This window comes from Bifidobacterium miconisargentati, from assembly GCF_019331675.1.
GTDB lineage: Bacteria > Actinomycetota > Actinomycetes > Actinomycetales > Bifidobacteriaceae > Bifidobacterium > Bifidobacterium miconisargentati.
In genome coordinates, this window is record NZ_JAHBBJ010000018.1 from 1 (window position 1) to 22,342 (window position 22,342).

General features: G+C 64.3%; 18 protein-coding genes. 15 read left to right on the plus strand and 3 right to left on the minus strand.

Annotation, left to right across the window (positions count from 1 at the left end; translation table 11 throughout):
* Positions 1-353 precede the first annotated feature (353 nt).
* Positions 354-1,124 (minus strand): type III pantothenate kinase, encoded by a 771-nt coding sequence (locus KIH81_RS10315; RefSeq protein ID WP_214305238.1) that lies wholly within the window; start codon positions 1,122-1,124, stop codon positions 354-356.
* Positions 1,125-1,276: 152 nt separating this feature from the next.
* On the opposite strand from KIH81_RS10315, the gene KIH81_RS10320 reads away from it, so the two are divergent.
* The 10 genes from KIH81_RS10320 (at position 1,277) to KIH81_RS10365 (ending at position 12,443) form a co-directional block, all read left to right on the plus strand.
* Positions 1,277-2,899 (plus strand): ABC transporter substrate-binding protein, encoded by a 1,623-nt coding sequence (locus KIH81_RS10320; RefSeq protein ID WP_214305239.1) that lies wholly within the window; start codon positions 1,277-1,279, stop codon positions 2,897-2,899.
* Positions 2,900-3,106: 207 nt separating this feature from the next.
* Positions 3,107-4,084, plus strand: coding sequence for an ABC transporter permease (locus KIH81_RS10325; RefSeq protein ID WP_214305240.1), 978 nt, complete (start codon positions 3,107-3,109; stop codon positions 4,082-4,084).
* A 101-nt stretch (positions 4,085-4,185) separates the two neighbouring features.
* Positions 4,186-5,127, plus strand: a complete 942-nt coding sequence (locus KIH81_RS10330; RefSeq protein ID WP_420829148.1) for an ABC transporter permease — start codon at positions 4,186-4,188, stop codon at positions 5,125-5,127.
* Positions 5,124-5,918: an ABC transporter ATP-binding protein gene (locus tag KIH81_RS10335; protein ID WP_214305241.1), complete on the plus strand. Its 795-nt coding sequence runs from the start codon at positions 5,124-5,126 to the stop codon at positions 5,916-5,918. The genes KIH81_RS10330 and KIH81_RS10335 overlap by 4 nt, the downstream gene beginning before the upstream one ends.
* A gap of 64 nt (positions 5,919-5,982) precedes the next feature.
* On the plus strand, positions 5,983-6,858 hold the full coding sequence (locus tag KIH81_RS10340; protein WP_420829149.1) for an ABC transporter ATP-binding protein: 876 nt from the start codon (positions 5,983-5,985) through the stop codon (positions 6,856-6,858).
* Between the two features lie 268 nt (positions 6,859-7,126).
* Positions 7,127-7,495, plus strand: coding sequence for a GntR family transcriptional regulator (locus tag KIH81_RS10345; protein WP_214305242.1), 369 nt, complete (start codon positions 7,127-7,129; stop codon positions 7,493-7,495).
* Entirely contained in the window at positions 7,492-8,433 is a 942-nt protein-coding gene (locus tag KIH81_RS10350) for an ATP-binding cassette domain-containing protein (protein ID WP_214305243.1), read from the plus strand. Before KIH81_RS10345 ends, KIH81_RS10350 begins: the two co-directional genes overlap by 4 nt.
* 2 nt (positions 8,434-8,435) lie before the next feature.
* Complete coding sequence (locus KIH81_RS10355; RefSeq protein ID WP_214305244.1) at positions 8,436-9,467, plus strand: twin-arginine translocation signal domain-containing protein; 1,032 nt, start codon at positions 8,436-8,438, stop codon at positions 9,465-9,467.
* Between the two features lie 673 nt (positions 9,468-10,140).
* Positions 10,141-11,163 carry a pyridoxal-phosphate dependent enzyme gene (locus tag KIH81_RS10360; RefSeq protein WP_214305245.1) on the plus strand — a complete coding sequence of 341 codons (1,023 nt, stop codon included), beginning with the start codon at positions 10,141-10,143 and terminating at the stop codon, positions 11,161-11,163.
* A 95-nt stretch (positions 11,164-11,258) separates the two neighbouring features.
* Entirely contained in the window at positions 11,259-12,443 is a 1,185-nt protein-coding gene (locus KIH81_RS10365; protein WP_214305246.1) for a cystathionine gamma-synthase, read from the plus strand.
* A 36-nt stretch (positions 12,444-12,479) separates the two neighbouring features.
* On the opposite strand, the gene recQ is transcribed toward KIH81_RS10365, so the two are convergent.
* Positions 12,480-14,441: a DNA helicase RecQ gene (gene recQ, locus KIH81_RS10370; RefSeq protein ID WP_214305247.1), complete on the minus strand. Its 1,962-nt coding sequence runs from the start codon at positions 14,439-14,441 to the stop codon at positions 12,480-12,482.
* Positions 14,442-14,642: 201 nt separating this feature from the next.
* Here recQ and KIH81_RS10375 point away from each other — a divergent pair, with 201 nt between their 5' ends.
* The 3 genes from KIH81_RS10375 to KIH81_RS10385 all read left to right on the plus strand — a co-directional run bounded on the left by KIH81_RS10375 (position 14,643) and on the right by KIH81_RS10385 (position 17,638).
* Positions 14,643-16,298, plus strand: a complete 1,656-nt coding sequence (locus KIH81_RS10375) for a L,D-transpeptidase (protein ID WP_214305248.1) — start codon at positions 14,643-14,645, stop codon at positions 16,296-16,298.
* Between the two features lie 146 nt (positions 16,299-16,444).
* The gene (locus tag KIH81_RS10380) at positions 16,445-16,951 is read left to right on the plus strand and encodes an S-ribosylhomocysteine lyase (protein WP_214305249.1); all 507 of its coding nucleotides are present in this window, start codon (positions 16,445-16,447) and stop codon (positions 16,949-16,951) included.
* Positions 16,952-17,095: 144 nt separating this feature from the next.
* Positions 17,096-17,638, plus strand: a complete 543-nt coding sequence (locus KIH81_RS10385) for a GNAT family N-acetyltransferase (RefSeq protein ID WP_214305250.1) — start codon at positions 17,096-17,098, stop codon at positions 17,636-17,638.
* 83 nt (positions 17,639-17,721) lie between these two features.
* Here the strand turns inward: KIH81_RS10385 and KIH81_RS10390 are convergent, their stop codons facing one another.
* Positions 17,722-19,182 (minus strand): APC family permease, encoded by a 1,461-nt coding sequence (locus tag KIH81_RS10390; protein ID WP_214305251.1) that lies wholly within the window; start codon positions 19,180-19,182, stop codon positions 17,722-17,724.
* Positions 19,183-19,491: 309 nt separating this feature from the next.
* Between KIH81_RS10390 and alr the strand changes: the two genes are divergently transcribed.
* On the plus strand, positions 19,492-20,850 hold the full coding sequence (alr, locus tag KIH81_RS10395) for an alanine racemase (RefSeq protein WP_214305252.1): 1,359 nt from the start codon (positions 19,492-19,494) through the stop codon (positions 20,848-20,850).
* A gap of 196 nt (positions 20,851-21,046) precedes the next feature.
* On the plus strand, positions 21,047-22,333 hold the full coding sequence (locus KIH81_RS10400; RefSeq protein WP_214305253.1) for a deoxyguanosinetriphosphate triphosphohydrolase: 1,287 nt from the start codon (positions 21,047-21,049) through the stop codon (positions 22,331-22,333).
* The last annotated feature ends 9 nt before the right edge of the window (positions 22,334-22,342 follow it).

The window sequence follows — 22,342 nt, forward strand, 5'->3', positions numbered from 1 at the left end:
GTTCATCAGGCGCTTGCTGGTTGCTTGTTTATCTTGGTCGAAAACATCCTACCCAGGAAGCGCTCTTCTCTTACTCCCTCAACGGCTCAACGACGAACCCACACCCACGAAAACAACACAAGCGCCATTTTTTATATAGAGTCTTGGCTCCCCTTGCCAGGACGTTGCCGTGAAGCAAGCAGCGGAGCTGCTTGTAGGCAACGTGCGAGACGACAGTCGAGCGAATAGACTTCGAACGAAGTTCGTCCGTAATTGCAGGACGAGCTGGCCGCTGAAAGCGGTCTGAGGGGTAGTAGGGGAGCGGCGGAAGCCGCGAAACAGACAGCATCGGCCATCAGGCCGATTCCATTTGACTACTTCACATTCCTTGCGTAAATATGCGCCATGCCCTTGAAGATCAGGTCCGGGTCGTACACGTCGATGAGATCCGTGTCGTTGGCGAACACGCGCCCCAGCCCGCCGGTGGCGATCACCCTGAAGTCCTCGCCGCCGAGCTCCTTGCGGAACTGCGTGATCGTGCGCTCCACGCCGCCCAGGAACGTGTAATACAGACCGGCCTGCATGCATGTCTTCGTGTTCGTGCCCAGAATCGTGTCCGGCCGGGTGATCTCCACCTCGGGCAGCTGGGCCGTGTCGCCCCACAGGGCCGCGGCGCCCGCACGGATGCCGGTGGTGATGATGCCCGCGTCGATCACGCCGTCGCCGCTCACATGCGTGAACGTGGTGGCCGTGCCGAAATCGGCCACCAGCGCCGGACCGTCGTACGAATAGTACGCGCCGGCGCAATCGGCCAGGATGTCCGCGCCGAGCGACTTCGGGTCGTCGACGCGCACGTTCATGCCGGTCTTGATACCGGGCCCCACCACCATCGGATCGATGTCCAGGAACTTGACGATCGACGAACGGAACGAATGCATGACCTTCGGCACCACCGAACAGATGATCACGTCATCCACGTCCGCCGGCCGGAAGCCGCTCATCCTGAGGAATTCGGTCAGGAACAGCCCGTATTCGTCCGAAGTATGGTTCGCCTTGGTGGTGATGCGGTAGGTGCCGGCGATACGGCCCCCGTCCAGAAAACCAAGCACGATGTTCGTATTGCCGATGTCAACGGCGACCAGCATGATAACCCTCCAGCTTCGAGATGGATTTCACGGGCCATCCTACCGCCCCGATCCGTATTCGTGAATTACAGTCCCGCGTCTATGATGGGGCTCCGGTGGTCGACCCGTACGGGCGGCCAACCGCATTTACCGACAATCGAAGAGGAAGAATCATGTCTCAAGACAATGGTGCGCACGTCGAAAACGGCGCAACCACGGACGCAAGCCTGGCATCGCGCGCGAAGCAGCCGAAGAAGAACGGCCCGAAGTGGTGGCTGATCTCGCTGATCGCCGTGATCGTGGCGGTCGCCGTCGTCATCGGCGTCACCCTGGCCTACGCGAAGAAGGACGACGCCGGCACGTCATCGGCGGACGGTTCCGCAACGGCCAGCACCGTCACCATCGGCCTCAAACTGGCCCCCACCAACCTCGACATCCGCAACACCGCGGGCTCCGCGCTCGATCAGGTCCTGATCGGCAACGTGTACGAAGGCATCGTGGCCCGCGACTCCAAGAACCAGGTGGCCCCGGCCATCGCCTCCAGCTGGGAGGAATCCAAGGACGGCCTGACCTACACCTTCCACCTCAACAAGAACATGGTCTTCTCCAACGGCGACACGCTCGACGCCGAGGACGTGGCCTGGTCCATCAACGAACTCATCGCCAAGCAGTACCACGACGCCGACGCGCTCGAATCCGTCAGCAAGGTCGAGGCCAAGGACGCCTCCACCGTGGTCATCACCCTGAAGACCCCGAACTCGAACCTCCTGTGGACCCTCACCGGCCGCGCCGGTCTGGTGTTCGACAAGGACGCCAAGTACGACCTCAAGACCGAGGCCGTGGGCTCCGGTCCGTACACCGTGGCCAAGTTCGTCGAGAACGACTCCATCACCCTCAAGGCCAACGCGAAGTACTGGGGCAAGAACAAGGCCAAGACCCCGACCATCGTGGTCAAGTACCTGGCCGACGACAACGCGGCGGTCAACGCGCTGAAGTCCGGCGACGTGCAGGTGCTCGCCCCGATCACCGAGAACCTGGCCGAGCCGTTCACCTCCGATCCGTCCAAGTACGTGGTCAAGGCCGGCGACGGCACCGACAAGTACGTGCTCGGCTTCAACAACGCCTCCGGCTCCAAGCTCGCGGACAAGCGCATCCGCCAGGCCATCCGCTACGCCATCAACCATGACGAGCTCATCGCCTCCCGCGGCGGCGCGGACAAGGCCCTCGGCGGCCCGATCCCGTCCCTCGACCCCGGTTACGAGGACCTGACCGGCCTGTACCCGTACGACCAGGCCAAGGCCAAGTCGCTCATGGCCGAGGCCGGCTACTCCGAGGACAAGCCGCTCCAGCTCACCCTGACCTACGCCAACATCTACGGCACCGAACTCGGCGACCAGCTGCGCTCGCAGTTGAAGCCCATCGGCATCGACCTCAAGGTCAATGTGGTGGAGTTCTCCACCTGGCTGCAGGACGTGTACACCAACCACGACTTCGACCTCTCGCTCGTGGACCACAACGAGAGCCACGACTTCTACACCTGGACCGACCCGACCTACTACTTCGGGTACGACAACAAGGACGTGCAGAAGCTGTATGCCGAGGGTATCGCCGCCACCACGGACGAGGAACGCGACGCCAAGTTCGCCCAGGCCGCCAAGCTCATCTCCGAGGACGCGCCGGCCGACTGGCTGTTCAACTACCGCATCACCACCGCCACGGCCAAGGGCGTGAAGGGCTTCCCGTTCAACCTCAACCAGACCGTCCTGCCGCTGTATAACGTGACGTATACGAAGTAGGCCATCGTTCTCGGCTCCCCTTGTCAGGGGAGCTGTCACCGCAGGTGACTGAGGGGTAGTTCATGACGACGTGTTGCAAAACATCGGAAACTGAATCAACACAACCAGCGTAGGACTACCCCTCAGTCGGCTTCGCCGCCAGCTCCCCTGACAAGGGGAGCCGAGGTCATCGGCGACTGGCAAGCCCAATAGAAAGGAAGCACGGCAATGCGATTCGTCGTCCGCCGACTGCTGCTGTTCGTGGCGGCGCTGTTCGGCCTGTCCGTCGTGGTGTTCGCGGCGCTGCGCATCCTGCCCGGCGACGTGGCATCCATCATGGCCGGCGTGAACGCCCCGCCTGAGAAGGCGGCCCAACTGCGCGAGCAACTGGGACTCAACCGTCCGCTCGTCATCCAATACCTCGACTGGATGGGCGCGCTCCTGCACGGCGACTTCGGCACGTCGATCCTGACCGGCCGCTCCGTGACCTCGCTGGTCGCCTCCCGCGCTTCCATCACCTTCCCCCTGATTATCCTGGGCCTGCTCATCGCCCTCGCCATCGGCCTGCCGCTCGGATGCGCGGCCGTGCTGGCCCGCTCGGCCCGCGTGCGCGCGGCGTTCCACGTACTCGCCATCATCGGCGGCGCCGTGCCCGCGCTCTGGAGCGGACTGCTGCTCATCCTCCTGTTCGGCAAGGGAACGGGCCTCGTCGGCATCCTGCCCTCACAGGGATTCCCGATGGACGGCTGGACCACTCCTGGCCGGGCGCTGCTCGCATTGATCCTGCCGGCCCTCTCGGTCGGCATCATCGTGGGCGCATCCCTCATGCGGTACACCCGTTCGGCATTGGGCGACCTGGCGGACTCCGGCTACATCGACATGGCGCGTTCCTGCGGCATGACACGCACCCAGGCCGTGCTGCGCGTCGGATTGCGGCTCGCCACCCCGCAGCTCGTCTCGGTGATCGGCCTGACCTTCGCCTCGATGATCACCGGGGTCATGGTCATCGAGAACCTATTCGCCCTGCCCGGCATCGGCAACGGGCTCGTGACCGACGTGGGCAACCGCGACCTCATCGCCGTGCAAAGCGAGCTGTTCCTGCTCGCTGCGTTCTTCCTGGGCGTGGGCCTTGTGGTGGACGTGCTGCACCGCATCCTCGACCCGCGGCTCAAATCCGCGGATACCGTATCGGAGGTGGCCGCATGAGCAACACCATGCGGAAAGTCTGCTCGCCCGGTGCCGGCGAAACCGCTGCGCACACCGTTGCGCACAAGCCCTTGCGTCGTTTCTCCATCGTTCTGCGGTCCATCTGGCGGCGCGGCGAAGGCAAATTCACGCTTATCGTGCTGGCGTTGTGGCTCGCCGTGGCGCTGGTCTCCCTCGTCTGGACCCCGCAGTCCCTGTGGACTACGGACGGATACCATGTGTGGGCCAAGCCCTCCGCCTCGCACTGGCTCGGCACCGACGGCACCGGCGCCGACGTGTTCAGCTGGCTCATGGCCGGCTCGCGCACCAACCTGCTCATCGTGGTGCTCACCGTGGCGTTGTCCGCCGTATGGGGACTGGCCCTGGTCGCCGCGATGGTGGCCCGCACCCCCGCGCTCGCCGGCACGTCCGTGGTGGTGGTCGACGCGCTCATCTCCATCCCCACCGTGCTCATCGCTCTGATTCTGGCCGTGCCGCTGGGCGCATCCATCGCCGTGATCGTGGTGGCCTGCGGCTTCGGCTACGGGCTCAACCTGGCCCGCGTGGCGCGTCCGGCCGCCCTGCTCGCTGCCCGTTCGGCGTACGTGGAATCGGCGAGGGCCAATGGCGCGAGCGGCCGGCGCGTGCTCGTCAGCCACATCATCCCCAACATCCTGCCCGTGCTGGCCGTGCAGCTTTCGCTGTCCGCGGGAACGGCGGTATTGGCCGAATCGGGCCTGACCTACCTCGGCATCGGCGTGCCCTCCGGCGTGCCGAGCTGGGGCCATTCGCTGGCCACGTCGGTCAAGCTCATCAACGTGTTCCCCCTGACCGTGCTGTGGCCGGGCCTCATCGTCACCGTGGTGGTCGTGGCCCTCAACGTGTTCGGCGACGTGCTGCGCGACGCCGTCGATCCGGTGGCCAATCCCGCGCTGCGTCAGGCCGTCGCGCAGTCCGCCGGTGCAGCGGACAATGCGACCACCAATCCGTCCGCCGCGCCGGTTGCACGGAATACGGGCGTCTCGGAAATTGCTGAAGATGATGGGGAAGGAGCCGAACGATGAGCATCCAAGTACGTGACCTGACCATCACCATCGGCGGCAAGCCCATCGTCTCCGACGCGGATCTCGACATCGCGGACGGCGAGCGGGTGGGCCTCATCGGCTCGTCCGGTTCCGGCAAATCCATGATCTCCAAGGCGATGCTGGGGCTGCTGCCGCGGAACGCCACGGCATCCGGCTCCATCGTCATGGGAAGTACCGACGTGATCGGCCTGCACGAACGCGCGCTCGCCGACCTCCGCGGCCGGTATGTGGGCACGGTGTTCCAGAATCCGGCCGCCTCGCTGAACCCGGTGATGACCGTGGGCCAGCAGATCGCGCTGCCCCTGAAGCTCCATTACGACCTCACCAAGGCCGAACGGGCCGAGCGCGTGGCCGTGATGCTCGCCAAGGTCGGCCTTGACGGGGAGGTGACGGGCAAATACCCGCATGAACTGTCCGGCGGGCAGCAGCAGCGCGTCGGCATCGCCACCGCCCTGATCACCTCGCCCCGGTTCATCATCGCCGATGAGCCGACCACCGCGCTCGATTCCGTCACGCAACGCCAGATCGTGGACCTGCTGACCTCGCTGGTGGACGGCGCCGGCGCCTCGATGCTGTTCATCACGCACGACTTCTCCGTGCTCGCCCGCGCCACCACGCGCTGCTACGTGCTGGACGCCGGACGCATCGTGGAGTCCGGCCCGACCGCGGAATTGCTGGCCTCGCCCGCGACCGCACAGGCCCGCGAACTCGTCTCCGCGGCCCGTCTGCTCACCCTCCGTGCCGGCGGGAAGGAGGAATCCCATGACTGACCGTGTTTTGGCCGCTTCCGTCGAGACTGCTGGCGGCCGTAGGTTGACCGGGGGAGAGGCTGCCATGACGGAACGCCGTGATACCGGGAAGACCGAACCGTTGCTCGTCGCGCGTGACATCAACGCCTCGTTCGCCGACCGTGTCATGCATCGCGGCCTGTTCGGCTTCGGTCGGTCCCATGCCTCCCGACGTCAGGTGCTGTTCGGCGTCTCCGCCGAAGTGCATGCGGGGGAGTGTCTGGCCGTGATCGGCGCCTCCGGCTCCGGCAAGACCACGCTCACCCGCATCATGCTGGGCCTGGCCGCCGCCGATTCCGGCAGCATCGAGTACCGCGGTGAGGAGGTCGGCCGCGGTTCGGTCGGCAGCCGTGCGCTGCGCGCCGAATCGTCCATCGTGTTCCAGGACCCGTTCGGCTCGCTCGACCCGCGCTGGACCGTGGAACGTTCGGTGTCCGAACCGTTGTGGCTGCGTCGGCGCGCCCTCGGGTTCGCCGTGGACGAGGTGGAGGGCAAGGCCGCGCAGGCGCTCGCCCGCGTGGGACTCGACCCGCGCGTGTTCCTCGGCCGGTACCCGTGCGATCTGTCCGGCGGCCAGGCGCAGCGCGTGGCCATCGCCCGCGCCATCGTGGCCAACCCGCGGCTCATCCTGGCCGACGAGCCGATGAGCGCCATCGATGTGGCCGCCCGCGTGCAGATCCTCGAGACCTTCCAGTCGATCCTTTCCGGCGAGGGCTCGGGCGCCGTCGATACCGCCACGGGCCAGCCGATCCGGCCCGCCATCATCATGGTCTCCCATGACCTCGGCGTGGTCCAGCACATCGCCGACCGCATCCTGGTGCTCCGCGAGGGACACGTGGTCGAATCCGGTCCCACCGACGCGGTGCTCGACAACCCCCAATCCGACTACACCCGCCAGCTCATCGCCGCCGCATCGCTGTAGCGCTTTGCCTCGCGGCGTGGCTGATGATGTTGACGGTGGACGCTTTCGGTTATATGGTTAGTTACATGAGTAACTAACCAATGAGGTTGGCGTGAGACCGATCAAACCAGGATTGCCGTAAATCTCAGGTTGGACTACCCCTCAGTCGGCTTTGCCGACAGCTCCCCTGACAAGGGGAGCCGAGGAGGGGCATTTTGGTTGGTGAAACCGCTGCTTCTCCGCCCATCCACATCCAAGACGGCTTCGTCCCAAGGAGGTGAGCCAAGCCTTGCACTTCGATGATTCCAGCGGCGAGCCGCTGTTCAGGCAAGTGGCCGACCAGCTCAACGAAGCGATCGTGTCGGGCCTGTACCGGGAAGGTGAGCAAGTGCCCAGCACCACCGAAATATCGACCACATACCGCATCAATCCCGCCACCGTGCTCAAAGGCATGAACCTGCTCGTGGAGCGCGGACTGCTCGAAAAGCGCCGCGGACTGGGCATGTTCGTGGCCCCCGGAGCCGCGGCCCGCGCACGGGGCGCCAAACGAGATGAGTTCCTGGACAACCGTCTTCCGCAGTTCATCGCCGAAGCGCGACGACTCGGCTTCGGTCCCAAGGAACTGACCGAGCTGATCGAGAAGGAGTACGCATCATGAATGCGAACCTGACCATCACCGACCTCAGCAAACGGTACGGTTCGACCGTGGCGCTGGACGGCGTGAACCTCACGCTCCGGCCCGCCATCCACGGCCTGTTCGGACGCAACGGCGCCGGCAAATCCACGCTGCTCGGCGTCATCGCCAACCGACTGCTCCCGGACGGCGGCGCAGTCGAACTGGACGGTGCGAACGTTCGCGAGAACGAATCCGCGCAATCGCGCATCTACCTGGTCAACGAGACGCTGCCGTTCCTGCTCGGCGCGCGCATCAGCACCATCTTCAAACGGGAGGAGCGCTACTACGGCGGCTTCGACTGGCCGTTCAGCGCACGCATGCTCGCCGCGTTCGGTATCGAACCGGGCAGGGCATACGGCCATCTCTCACTCGGCCAACGTATGATCGTGCGACTGGTCGCCGCCCTGTGCGTGCCGACGGACGTGCTGCTCCTGGACGAGCCGGTGCTCGGCCTCGACGCCGTGAACCGCGACCTGTTCTACCGGTTCCTGCTCGAATCCTACGGCGAACGTCCCCGCATCATCGTGATCTCCACCCACATCATCGACGAGATCGCGCACATCGTGGAACGCGCGGCCATCATCGACCACGGCCGTATCATCGATGCATTCGACGCCGAATCCGTGGGTTCCCGCGCCACAGTGCTTACGGGGGAGTCGGCGTGCGTCGGGTCGTTCGTGGAGGACTGTGGATTGCAGGTCATCTCCCGCGAAACGATGGGACGACTGGCCACCGTCATCGTGCGCGGGCCCGTGGAGGCGGCCGACCTGCCCTCCGGCATCGCCGCCAGCGCACTCGGATTGCAGGACTACGTCATCCGCGTCACGTCCGGGGCGGTCGGCCCGGACATGCCGGATATCTCCGATCATCAAGAGGCCGGCGATGAGACCGGTGCCGTATCGAGCAGCAAAGGGGAGTAACGATGGACGGCAAGGTTGTGACGACGAATGACAACGTACGCGAATCCGCGCACGGTACGGCAAATGCCGCCGCAGGCGTATCGGAAGCATCGGTCCGTGGCGGACGCGGCATGATGCGCGGCGACGACTTCCTCGGCATGAGCCGCCAGTGCCGGTTGACGCTGGTCCGCAACCTCGCGGTATACGGCGTGGTGCTTCTGCTGGGCCTGCTGCTGTTCGTGGCGCTCTGCTACCAGCGGTTGCAGGCGCTGCGATACGAAACGGGCGGGCTATCGGCCAGCATCGACGCCGAGCGGTACTGGTTCCCGATCCTCCTGCTCGCAGCGGCGGCCTGGCAGTGGCTGTTCTTCGACACGGCCATCTGCCATGGCGTCTCGAGGCGTACGTTCGTCAAGGCGTCCGCGATCGGCGGAATCGTGATGGCGATTGCAGTGTCCGTGTCGATGGTCGCGGCACGTTACGTGCTCATCTCCAGCGGAAAGGAAGGGACCTGTTTCGTTGGCATCAGGGGCTGTTTCCTCGGCGAACCGTTCGATCTGCCGAGATCCGAGCAGTTCCTGTACGCCTGGCAGCGGGTGTCGTATACGGGCGGTGCTTCGGGGTCGGGGTTCTCGCCGATGCTGGTGGGTGGCGTGCTCTTCATGTTCCTCAAGTTCCTTTCGCTGATGCTTGCCTACGTGGCGGTGGGCACAGTGCTCGGAGCCGTGTTGGCCTGGGCGGCGAGCAAGGGCACGTGGGGCGTCGTTGCCGCGCTGTTTGTGGCCTGCCTCGCCTCCCAGCTGCTCGGTAGCAGTTCAGTACTGTGGACCGATGAATGGCTCGGGCGGTTCGCTGCCGCCGGCGCGCTGGGCAACTGGCTTGTTCAGGCCGCCAGCGGCCGTGTCATCAGCCATCCGTCCGCCGGCGTGGAAATCGGAACGTATGTGGTGTGGATCCCGGTTGCCGAATCGCTGGTGCTGTTCGCGCTGTGCATGTGGATCACGTATCTGATGACCGCCCGCCGCGAAATCCATCCCGCCCGACAGCGCGCGTAGTATTGGCTCCCCTCGCTGAGGGGAGCTGTCGAACGGAGTGAGACTGAGGGCAGTTGCGGTCACAATGGCTCCCCTCGGCCAGCTTTGCTGACAGCTTTCCTCAGAGAGAGGGAGACGAATACAAAAAGCTCTGTTAAACCAAGATTGACATGAATTTCCTTGGACTACCCCTCAGTCGGCTTCGCCGCCAGCTCCCCTGACAAGGGGAGCCAAGAATAAGGGGCATATCAATCTTGATTTAACAGAGCCGTACAAAATGGTTGTGGGCGCATCTTCCGTCATGTGACCCTATGCGACACGCGGATGTCCAGAGACGTGCTATGGTATGAGGCATGCAGATTTTCTCATGTTGTTGTCGCTAACCGACGCCCCCGGGCGCACGGTCAGTGACGCATAACTTGAGAACGAGCATTCGAATCGCGGCAGGTTCGCCGCGCATCTTCCATGAATCCGAATACCGCGGAGTTGGCGCGGTCGCAGTGGTTTGGCACAACGCATACAACACTTCATCGGATTGTTCGTAACACATGGAAACACGGCATACCCCTTACGCGAGAAGGGACGGATGCTCCGATCAATACAGGTCAACGACCGCCCGTCCGGGAACGTCGGTTCACGAAAGCAGCATAACCGCATCATCGTCAACCCAACCAAACCGGACAAAGGACCACACATGACCGTTCACAACAGCCTCGCGGAACTCATCGGCAACACCCCGCTCGTCAAGCTCAACCACATCCCCCAGGCAGCCGGTGTCAAGGCCACCATCGCCGTCAAGGTCGAATACTTCAACCCCGGCGGCTCCTCCAAGGACCGCATCGCCGAGCGCATCATCGACGCCGCCGAGCGTTCCGGACAGCTCAAGCCCGGCGGTGTGATCGTCGAGCCCACCTCCGGCAACACCGGCGTGGGTCTCGCACTCGTGGCCCAGCAGCGCGGCTACCGCACGATCTTCACCCTGCCGGACAAGGTCTCCGAATCCAAGCGCGCCGTGCTGCGCGCATACGGCGCCGAAGTCATCGTGACCCCCACCGACGCCGGCCCGGACGACCCGCGCTCCTACTACCAAGTGGCCGAACGACTCGCCAACGAGATTCCCGGCGGCTTCCGCCCGAACCAGTACGACAACCCGAACGGCCCGGAAAGCCACTACTACACCACCGGCCCGGAGATCTGGGAGGCCACGGACCACAAGGTCACGCATTTCGTGGCCGGCATCGGCACCGGCGGCACCATCTCCGGCACCGGCAAGTACCTCAAGGAAGTCTCGGACGGCGCGGTCAAGGTGATCGGCTCCGACCCTGAAGGCTCCATCTACTCCGCCGACTCTCTGGCCGACGTCCACCAGTACGACATCGAGGGCGTGGGGGAGGACTTCTACCCCAAGGCTTTCGACCGGAACATCACCGACGACATCGTCAAGGTCGGTGACGCCGAGGCCTTCGAGATGACCCGCCGACTGGCCGGCGAGGAGGCCCTGCTAGTGGGCGGCTCCTCCGGCATGGCCGTGGCCAGCGCCATCAAGTACGCGCTCGCCAACGATCTGGACGAGGACCAGCTTGTAGTGGTGCTCGCCCCGGATTCCGGCCGCAGCTACCTGGAGAAGATCTTCAACGACGACTGGATGCGCGCCAACGGCTACGGCGATATCGTGGACCGCACCACCAAGCCCTCGCTGGCCGAACAGTACCTGTGAATCGCCGCCGTCTCACGACAGGCTTCACGGCAATCCGTCAACCATCATCAACCAAAACCATTCATAGACTCATCGATATAAGAAGGAAAACCAACATGTCCGCCGAATACAACGCCAAGTTCGCCGATACCGCCCTCGCCACCCGCGCCATCCACGCCGGCCAGGAGCCCGACCCCACCACCGGTGCCGTGGTGACCCCGATTTTCGCCACCTCCACCTTCAAGCAGGACGGCGTGCTGGGACTCAGGGGCGGTCACGACTACTCCCGCTCCATCAACCCCACCCGCACCAGCTTCGACGAACAGCTCGCCGCGGTGGAGGGCGCCAAGTACGCGCTGAGCTTCTCCTCGGGTCTGGCCGCCATCGACGTGCTGTTGCGCTCCACCATCCTGCCCGGCGACAACATCCTCCTCGGCAACGACGTGTACGGCGGCACCTACCGTCTGCTCGCCAAAGTGTTCGTGCCGTGGGGCATCGGCCTGGACGTGGTGGACATCACCGATACGGCCGCCGTGGAGCAGGCGCTGGCCGCCAAGCAGTACAAGTACGTGTGGGTGGAGACGCCGTCCAACCCGCTGCTCAACATCACGGACATCGCCGCCACCGCCGAGGTGGCGCACAAGTACGGCACCAAGGTGGTGGTGGACAACACCTTCGCCTCGCCGGCCCTGCAGCACCCGCTGGATGACGGCGCGGACGCGGTGGTCTACTCCACCACCAAGTACATCGGCGGCCACTCCGACGTGGTGGGCGGCGCCGTGGTTTTGAACGACGAGGAGACCCGCGAGAAGGTGGCCTTCCTGCAGAACGCCGCCGGCGCCGTGCCCTCCCCGTTCGATTCCTGGCTGGACATTCGCGGCCTGAAGACCCTGGACCTGCGCGTCAAGCGCCACAGCGCCAACGCACTCAAGGTGGCCCAGTGGCTGGAATCCCAGCCGTCCGACGTGATCGAGCGCGTCTGGTACCCGGGCCTTGAATCCCATCCGGGCCATGAGATCGCCGCCCGTCAGATGCACGGCGGCTTCGGCGGCATCGTGTCCGTGCAGCTCGCGGCCGGTGCCGAGGCGGCCAAGCGATTCGTGGACCACACCGAGATCTTCACGCTGGCCGAGTCTCTGGGCGGCGTGGAAAGCCTCATCGAGGTGCCGGCCGCCATGACCCACGCTTCGGTGTCCGGCACCACCCTGCAGGTGCCCGCCAACTTGGTGCGCATCTCCGTGGGCATCGAGAACGCGGACGACCTCATCGCCGACCTCAAGCAGGCGCTGGAGCGTTTGTAAGGAGCCGTTGGCGTCAGGACAAGGCCCTAGTAGCACTCATGCGCCCGCATTGAACGAAGCTACGGCCTGCATGAAGCGTTGACCGTACAGGTCGAGCTTGTGCTGGCCCACGCCGTTGACGGCCAGGAACTGCGCGTTGGTGACCGGCTTGATGCGGGCCATGTCCCTTAGGGTCTTGTCCGAGAAAACGATGTACGGCGGCTTGCCGATCTCCTGGGCGATGGTGCGGCGCAGCTCGCGCAGTTTCTGGAACAGCGCCTCCTCGTCATCGTCCGGGATGTACGAGCCGAGCGCGGCACCGGCCGCGGTGTCGCCGGACATGGTGGAAGCACCATTACGGCCTCGACTGGAACCCACTCCGCCCACGGACGCGGATTTGCGCTCCACCCGCTTGATCTCATAGTGGAAATCAGGTGCGGCGGTTTCCGCGGCGCGTTTGCCGAACATCACGATGGGCAGTCGTCCCTCGGCGATGAACAGGTAGCCGTCCGTGGCCATCTGACTCAGCACGTCGCGGATACGGGCCTCGTTCACATCCTTGAGCATGCCGAATGTGGGCATCTGCTCCGGATTCAGCCATGCCAGATCCTGCGCCTTGGAACCGCGCAGGATCTTGACGATCTTGCCCGAGCCCACGCGCTGGTTCACGTCATGCACGCATCGGCTGATGGCCTGGGCCACACGGGTCACGTCGATGGTCTCGAACGTGCTTTCGCAGTTCGAACAGGCACCGCAACGGTAGGTGCCGGACTTGTCTGGAGAACCGGCATCGCCAACGTTCGCACCATCGGAGGTGCCGGGGCCGATCTCCTGCCCGAAATACCGCGTCATATACCGGTGCAGGCAGTCCGTGGTGCGGCAGTAGCCCACCATGCCGTCGAGCAGACGGCGCTTGGACTGGCGCACGATATCCTGTTCCTCCGGTGTCAGCCGCTCGTTCTCGTAGTCGCTGTCCAGCAGCCGGCGGCGAGTGACGATGTCCGATTCGTTCCACAGCAGCGTGCAGCGGCTCGGCTCGCCGTCACGGCCCGCACGGCCGGCCTCCTGATAGTAGGCCTCGATGGATTCGGGCATGTTGTGGTGGATCACGAACCGCACGTTGGATTTGTCGATGCCCATGCCGAAGGCGTTGGTGGCCACCACCACGGGTACTTGATCCGTGATGAAGTCGCGTTGGGCCCGTTCGCGCACGTCCGGTGCCATGCCGCCGTGATAGGCCACGGCGGGGTGACCCATCTGGTTCAGGGTTGCGGCAAGCGCCTCGGTCTCCTTGCGCGTGGCGCAGTAGACGATGCCGGATTCGTCCGGGTGATCGGCCACGTAACGGGCCACCCATGCGGCTTTGTATTTGGTCTGCAGCTTGACCACGTCGAAGTACAGGTTCGGCCGGTCGAAGCCGGTCACGGTCACGGCCGGATCGCGCAGGCCCAGAATCGAGACGATGTCCCGGCGCACGCGCTCGGTGGCGGTGGCGGTGAAGGCGCCGACTGGCGGCCGGACGGGCAGCGAGGCGATGAACTCGCCGATGCCAAGGTAGGACGAGCGGAAATCCTGGCCCCACTGGGAGACGCAGTGGGCTTCGTCCACGGCGATGAGTGAGATCGGCGTGCGGGCGGCGAAGTCGCGGAATCGGCCGGTTTCCAAGCGTTCCGGGGCCACATACAGGAGTTTGACCTGACCCGCGGCGGCCTGCGCGAGCACCATCGACTGTTCGTCCGGGGTCTGCGTGGTGTTGACGAACGCGGCGTTGAGGCCCAGGTCGTTCAGTGCGTCCACTTGGTCACGCATCAGGGAGATCAGCGGCGAAATCACGATCGTCACGCCGCCCATGAGCGCGGCGGGCACCTGATAGCACACGGATTTGCCGGCGCCGGTGGGCATCACGCCGAGCACGTCGCGGCCGGCGAGCAGCGATTCGACGATTCCCTGCTGGCCTGGACGGAACGAATCGTAGCCGAAATACTGGTTGAGTGCCCCCAAAGCGTCCTGTGCTGCCATAGTTGACCAGTGTAGCGTCTGGCTCGTGCAGTCGGGTTGCGGCGCCTTCGCACGTGACTTTGCTCACAGCGGTTGCGCTCCGGGCTCATATTTTCGTGCGTAACGACCGACTGGTAGCGTGCCCGTATTACTATCGCGACTAGGGAAAAGATATATTATACGTCTTTTTTCGAGGAACGCTGTTCAGAGAATAAGGTGGATATGACCGACGTAACGACTTCATTCCCGCGGCCGGATGACGAGCAGACCGCTGTGCTGCGCCCCGTGGGCTTCGACGGCATGCCCAAGGCTGCCGCCAATGACGCGGTCAAGGCAGGTGGGCACATGGCCCACGCGAAGTGTCACGGCAAGGCCTGGATCGTGGTGCTGGCTTCCGTGTTCGCGGTGATTCTGGCCGCGTTCATCGCATACTTCTTCGTCGGCCGCTGGTACTTCCAGGACAAGGCCGCGCCCGGCGTGTACTTGGGTGACGTCTCCGTGATGGGCCAGACCCGCGACGAGCTGGCGGACACCGTCAAGCAGCAGCTGAAGACCACCACAGTGACCTTCACCGCCGATGGCAAGAGCGCCGAGGCCTCGCTGGCGGACATGGGCGTGACCGCCGACGCAGACAAGACCGTGGATGCGCTGATGAACGCCAAGACCGGCGACTTCGCCAAGCTCAACATCCTCAACCAGGTGCACGTCCCGCTCTCCGCCACCACGGACGACACCAAGGCCGAAGAGTATGTGACCGACAACCTGGTCGACGAGGCCGATCGCGTGAAGGTCACGACCGTTTCCTACGACAAGAACGCCAAGCAGTTCGTGTTCGATGAGGGCCACGATGGCAAGGCTCCGCAGATGCAGGCCGTCACGGCCGCCGTCAAGCAGGCCGTCGCCACGCCCGGCACCAACACCACGGTGGCGGTCAAGCTGGAGAACGGAACGAACCCGGTTGATTCCGCCAGCGCCCAGCAGGTCGCGGCCGACGCCAACGCGCGCCTGGGCCTGAACCTGACCGTGGACAACGGCGTGAACAAGAGCATCACGATTCCGGTGGAGCAGATTGCCAAGTTCCTCAAGCCCACCACCGACTTGAAGACCGGCACGATGAGCCTGATCGTCGACCATGACGCCATCAACTCCTACGTGTCCAGCGCGGCCGTGACCAAGGAGCTGACCGTCGAGAAGGTGGACCGTGAGGTCTACATCACCCCGAAGTCCGAGGGCGGCGTGCGCATCGGCGCCGACAAGACGCTGGGCGTGGACGGCATCAAGGTGACCGGAGTGGGCGACGCGCCCGCCAAGCTCGCCACCGCCATCGAGCAGAACCAGTCCACCGACTCGACCGTGGCCGTCACCGACAGCCCGTACGAGGTCAAGGAAGTGGAGGTGCCGCACAACTTCGACGTGGCCAATGGCGACAAGTGGGTCCACGTGGACCTGACGAACCAGACCGCCACCGCCTACCAGGGCACCACGCCGGTCAAGACCTTCCTCATCGCCTCCGGGAAGCCCACCGCCGACGGCTCCATGCTGTCCGATACCGGCACGTTCTACGTGTACCTGAAGTACGAGTCCCAGACCATGTCCGGCGAAGGCTACAACCAGCCGAACACGCCGTGGGTTTCGTACTACAACGGGGGCGAGGCCCTGCACGGCGTCCCGGCCTACATGTGGGGCGAACACCCGATCTACGTGCAGCAGGGCATCCCCGGTTCCCACGGTTGCATCAACATGCAGGTGGCCGACGCCAAGTGGATGTACGACTTCGCCACCATCGGTACCAAGGTCGTGGTGGATGGCGTGACGCCGACCTCCGGTCAGGCGATTCGCGCCGCCGGAGCGGACGCCACCGGCTGGCGGGGCAACTGATCGTTGCCATCGAAGCCGGTACCAGCGCATCCTAACCAATTCCTATAGCGAAGCGACTGCCGCAAGCTGACGAACGCGACTACGATTGCAGACGTATGCACAATACCTGCAATCGCATCGGCCATCGATGCGGAAAGGGGAACGGAATGACGGACGAGACGAACGCGCAGCCGGCCGAGAAGCCGGTGGTGGAGAGCTTCCAGCTGGATCACACCAAGGTCAAGGCGCCGTACGTACGCTACATCGACACCGAAAAGGGCCCGCACGGCGACGTGATCTCCAATTACGACCTGCGCCTGACCCAGCCGAATAAGCAAGCCATCCCCACCGGAGGTCTGCACACCATCGAGCACACCATCGCCGTGCTCCTGCGCGAACGCATCCCGGGATACATCGACTGCTCGCCGTTCGGCTGCCGCACCGGCTTCCACCTGCTGACCTGGGGCGAGCACCCCACCGAGGAGGTGGCCAAGGCCCTGAAGGAGTCGCTGGAGTTCATCGCCTACAAAGCCACGTGGGACGACGTGCCCGCGACCACCGAGAAGAGCTGCGGCAACTACCGCGACCACAGCCTGTTCACCGCCAAGGAATGGTGCAAGCAGATCCTGGCCGAGGGCATCAGCTCCGATCCGTTCGAGCGCAAGGTCGTCTGAGCCCGTCTGGGTCCGTTAGCTGGCCGAACCCCGTCCGCCATGTAACGCGGGCGGGGTTTCTTGTGCCTATCGCATGGTAGGTTTGCCGTCAGTTGTCCACCGGCGTCCGCGCCGGCGACGTTCGCGAACCGTCAGAGGTGAACAGTGACCCATTCGAACATCACGGGCAAGGCATCGCCCCGCCGCTTCCGCCACGCCACCATGCGCGATTTCCCGCAGATGCAGAAAATCTACGCCCATGCGCGTGTGCTGATGGCCGCGAGTGGCAATCCGACCCAGTGGGGCAACGAATTCCCCCGCGAATCGGTGATTCTGGACGACATCGCCAACCAGCGCACCATGCTGCTCGTGGACGAATGCAACGGGCGCGAACGTATCCTGGCCCAGTTCGCCCTGTGTCCGGGGCAGGATCCCACGTACGCCACCATCGACGGCGCCTGGCTCGACGACGATTCCTACGTGACCATCCACCGCATCGCCTCCTCCGGACTGGCGCGGCACGCGGCCCGAGACTGCATCAAGTGGGCCCTGAAGCACTACGGCAACGTGCGCGCCGACACCCACCCCAACAACAAGGCCATGCAGCATGTGCTGGAAAGCTCCGGTTTCGCCCGCTGCGGCCTCATCCAGCTGCATGACCGTCCGACCGACACCACCAGAATCGCCTACCAGCGCCACGAGTGGTGAGTTGAGCGCGGAATAACGCGCAATACGAAAAAGCTCCTCACGAAGAGGAGCTTTTGTTGTCATTTCGGCAGGGATCGCCGGAATCAGGCCTTAGCTTCGGCAGCGGCCTTAGCCTCGGCCTTCGCGTTCGCCGGATCAAGCTTGGAACGCTTGCGGCTGTACGCGAAGTACACGATCAGACCCAAGCCGAACCACACGGCGAACCTCACCCAGGTCTCCCAGTTCAGGCCGGCGATGAGCACGAAGCAGAACACGATGGAGACGATCGGCGTGAACGGCACGAGCGGGGCCTTGAAGCCACGGTGAGCATCCGGCTGCGTCTTGCGCATCCACAGAATGCCGGCGGACACGATGATGAACGCGGTCAGCGTACCGATGTTCACCAGCTCGAACAGCACGTTGATGTTGATGAAGCCACCGGCGATGGCGGTCAGGATGCCGAAGAACCAGGTGCCCTTGAACGGCGTGCGGTACTTCTCATGCACATGGCCGAAGAACTCCGGGAACAGGCCGTCTCGGCTCATGGCGTAGCAGATGCGGGACTGGCCGTACAGCTGCACCAGCATCACCGTGGTCATGCCGATGAGGGCACCGAGGTTCACGATCACGGCCAGCCAGTTGAGGCCGGTCGCCAGAATCACGCCGGCCACCGGGGCGTCGATGAAGTTCGCGAACTCCTTGTACGGCACCACACCGGTCATGATGAACGTCATCACGATGTACAGCACGGTGGAGATCGCCAGGGACAGCAGGATGCCGCGCGGCAGCGTCTTGTTCGGGTTCACGGTCTCCTCGGCGGAGGAGGACACGGCGTCGAAGCCGATGAAGCTGAAGAACACGATGGAGGCGGCCGGCACGATGCCATACGGCTGCGTGGAGCCGGGCTGGAATGTGTAGATGCCGTACGGGGAGAACGGGTGCCAGTTGGCCGGGTTCACGAACCATACGGTACACACGATGAACAGCACGATGATGACGAGCTTGATCATCACCATGATGTCGTTGGTGCGCTTGGTCTGGTTGATGCCGATGGACAGCACCCACGTGATGAGCAGCACGATCACGAAGCCAGGCAGGTTGAAGTAGGTGGTGACGCCCGGCGTGGTGCCGTATGCGGCGGTGAGTTCCACGGGCAGATGCAGGCCGAAGCCCTCAAGCAGTTTGTTGAAGTATCCCGACCAGCCGGCGGACACGGTGGCCGCCTGCAGGGCGTATTCCAGAATGAGGTCCCAGCCGATGATGAAGGCGATGAGCTCGCCGAAGGCTAGGTAGGCGTACGAGTAGGCGGAACCGGAAACCGGGGCCATGGAAGCGAATTCGGCGTAGCACAGGCCTGCGAAACCGCAGCAGATGGCGGCCAGCAGGAATGAGACGGACAGCGCCGGGCCCGCGGTGAGCGCGCCCTTGCCGGTAAGCACGAAGATACCGGTGCCGATGATCGCGCCGATGCCGAGCATCGTCAGATCGAACGTGTGCATGGTGCGCTTGAGTGGTGTGGATTCGGATACGAGCTGATCCACGTTTTTCTTACGGAAGAGATCCATAGTTCTTCTCTCGTGAACTTGGGTTATGGGGCTAAACCGGACGGATTTCCGGGATCCCGGCACGCCTCAACGCCGGGAATCAAAAACGGATGCGCATAATCATGCGGTGAACCGTATAGTTGTGACAGTCTACGCCGAACGCACGGACAACGCCGTTTCGATTCCGCGATACAGGTCGTTTGTGTGTAACGTTTGGGTTACTTTTATGTCGATATTCGCTGGGTTTTGGCTGGATTCGAGGTCGCCTGCGATCGGGCGCCGAAGGCGTCTCCACGGACACGTCACATTGTCGCGCAACAATAGGTGCCTATGAGCATGAACGCAGCACCTGAAATCGCATTTTCGTCCGAGCAGGGCAAGGCCAATTACGCGGCCGCCCTCCGGCAATACCCCGCACAGGCCATCGTGGACCTCAAAGCCATGCGGAACAACATGGCGCACCTGGTCTCCATGGTGGGAGGCGCGGGCTCGGGCACCGCGGTGATGGGTGTGGTCAAGGCGGACGCCTACGGCCACGGGCTGCTGCCCTCCGCCCTGGCCGCGCTCGCCGGCGGTGCCACCTGGCTCGGCACCGCCCAGTCGCATGAGGCGCTGCTGTTGCGCAAACTCGGCATCGGCCCCGACCGCTGCCACATCCTGACCTGGGTCTACAACGGCACCCAGGTTCCGTTCGACGAGCTGATCGCCGCGGATATCGACGTGTCCGTGGGTTCCCTGCCGGGTATCGACGCCGTGGCCGCCGCCGCCCGCAGGCTCGGCAGGACCGCGCGCGTGCACGTCAAGGTCGATTCCGGCTTCGGCCGCAACGGCTTCACCCCGGCCGGCTTCGACGCGGCGCTGGCCAAGCTGGTGCCGCTCGCCAAGGAGGGCGTGCTGCACATTGTGGGCCAGTGGAGCCATCTGGCCGTGGCCGATTCGCCCGACGTGCCCGAATTCGTGGCTTCCACCGACCGTCAGATCGAGACGTTCAAGGACTTCACGCGCCGCATGGAGGCCGCCGGCATCCCGCCGGAGATCCGCCACCTGGCCAACACCGCAGCCACGCTGGACCGTCCGGAAATCCACTTCGAACTCACCCGCCCCGGCATCGGCCTGTACGGCTACGAGCCGGACCCGGCCATGGGCACCCCACGCGACTGGCATCTGACCCCGGCCATGCGCCTGCAGGCCCAGCTCGGCACGGTCAAGGATGTGGAGGCCGGCCACGGCATCTCCTATGGCCGCACGTACCTGACGCCGGACAACACGTCCACCGCCATCGTGCCGCTCGGATACGCCGACGGCATCCACCGCTCTGCCTCCGGCTTCGACATGGAGGGCGCCAAGCATGTGGAGAAGGAGGGCGGCCCGGTGCGCATCATGACCAACGCCGGCCCGCGCCTGCTGCGTGTGTGCGGTCGCGTGTGCATGGACCAGTTCATCGTGGACCTGCACGGTTCCGCCGCGGAACTCGGCGTGCATGAGGGCGATACGGTCGAACTGTTCGGACCGGGCCGTGGCGAGGACTACGCCGAGCCGACCGCCGACGACTGGGCCCGCGCCGCCGACACCATCAGCTATGAGATCTTCACCTGCCTGCGCAATCGCATCCCGCGTCTCTATGAGCACGCCGCCGAGGTGCTGCCCGCCGCCGATCTCGCCAAGCTCGACCCCGCCACGCTGCTGTAAGCCGCTTTTTCATAGGCTCTGTTAAACCAAGATTTGACATGCCCCTATTCTTGACTCCCCTTGTCAGGGGAGCTGGCGGCGAAGCCGACTGAGGGGTAGTCCGGTGGAATTCATGTCAATCTTGGTTTAGCAGAGCCTTTTCCATAAGTTTCATAAGGCTCCGGTGAAAGCCGGGGCTTTTGCCTATGCTGAAACCATGGAAACGACGCGGGATGGGGAAACGGTACTGACCGGCGAGGGCTATAACGCCTTCGACGAGGAACGCTGGGCCCCGGAACCCCCGAAATCCAAATCCCGCACCGCCTTCGAACGCGACCGTGCCCGGCTCATCCATTCCTCGGCCCTGCGCAGGCTCGGCGCGAAAAGCCAGATCCTCGTGGCCGGCACCGACGACTTCGCCCGCACCCGTCTGACTCACACGCTGGAGGTCGCCCAAATCGGCCGGCAGATCGGCGCGATGCTCGGCTGCGACCCTGATGTGGTCGACTGCGCCTGTCTGGCCCACGATCTCGGTCATCCGCCGTTCGGTCACAACGGGGAACGCGCGCTCGCGAACATCGCACGCAATATCGGCGGATTCGAGGGCAACGCGCAGACCATGCGCATCCTGACCCGTCTGGAGCCCAAGGTGTTCCACCCGGACGGCCGTTCCGCCGGCGTGAACCTGACCCGCGCGGCCCTTGACGCCGCCGTCAAATACCCTTGGACGCTTGCTGAGGCGGACCAGCACCCCAAAGGCGAGCGGTCCAAGAAATTCTGCGTCTACCCGGACGACGAACCGGTCTTCCGCTGGCTCAAAACCAACGCCCCCGCGGCCACCAAGCCGATGGAATGCCAGATCATGGACCTCTCGGACGATATCGCCTACTCGGTGCATGACGTGGAGGATTCCATCGCCACCGGCGCGTTCGATCCGATAGTGCTCACCGACTCACGCATGCTGGACCGCATCGTGGAGGCCACGCGCGCCTGGTACGGGACCCGATGGGATCCGGACAGACTGATTGATGCCTATCGCAGACTGCGCCGTGAGCAGCTGTTCCCCTCGCATTTCAACGGGTCGCGCAGGGCGCTCGCGGAGCTCAAAAACATCACTTCCGACCTTATCGGCCGGTTCTGCTGGGCCGTCGAGACGGCCACCCGCGATACGTACGGCACGGGGCCGCTGACCCGGTATTCCGCGAACATCGTGATTCCGGAGGAGACCTCGTACGAGATCGTGGCGCTGAAAGGGATTGCCGTGTACTTCGTGATGGCGCCGAAGGAACGCGAGCCGTTCCACCAGGAGGAGCTCAAGATCGTGGAGGATCTGGTCGACGTGCTCATGGCCGGCTCACCCAAGCCGTCCGACGCGCTGGAGGATCAGTTCCTGGACGACTGGTACGAATCCACCAACGACGACGAGCGCCTGCGTGTGGCCGTCGACCAGGTCGCCACCCTGACCGACAACTCCGCCCTCGCTCTCCACTCCATCCTGTGCTGAGCCGGAGCA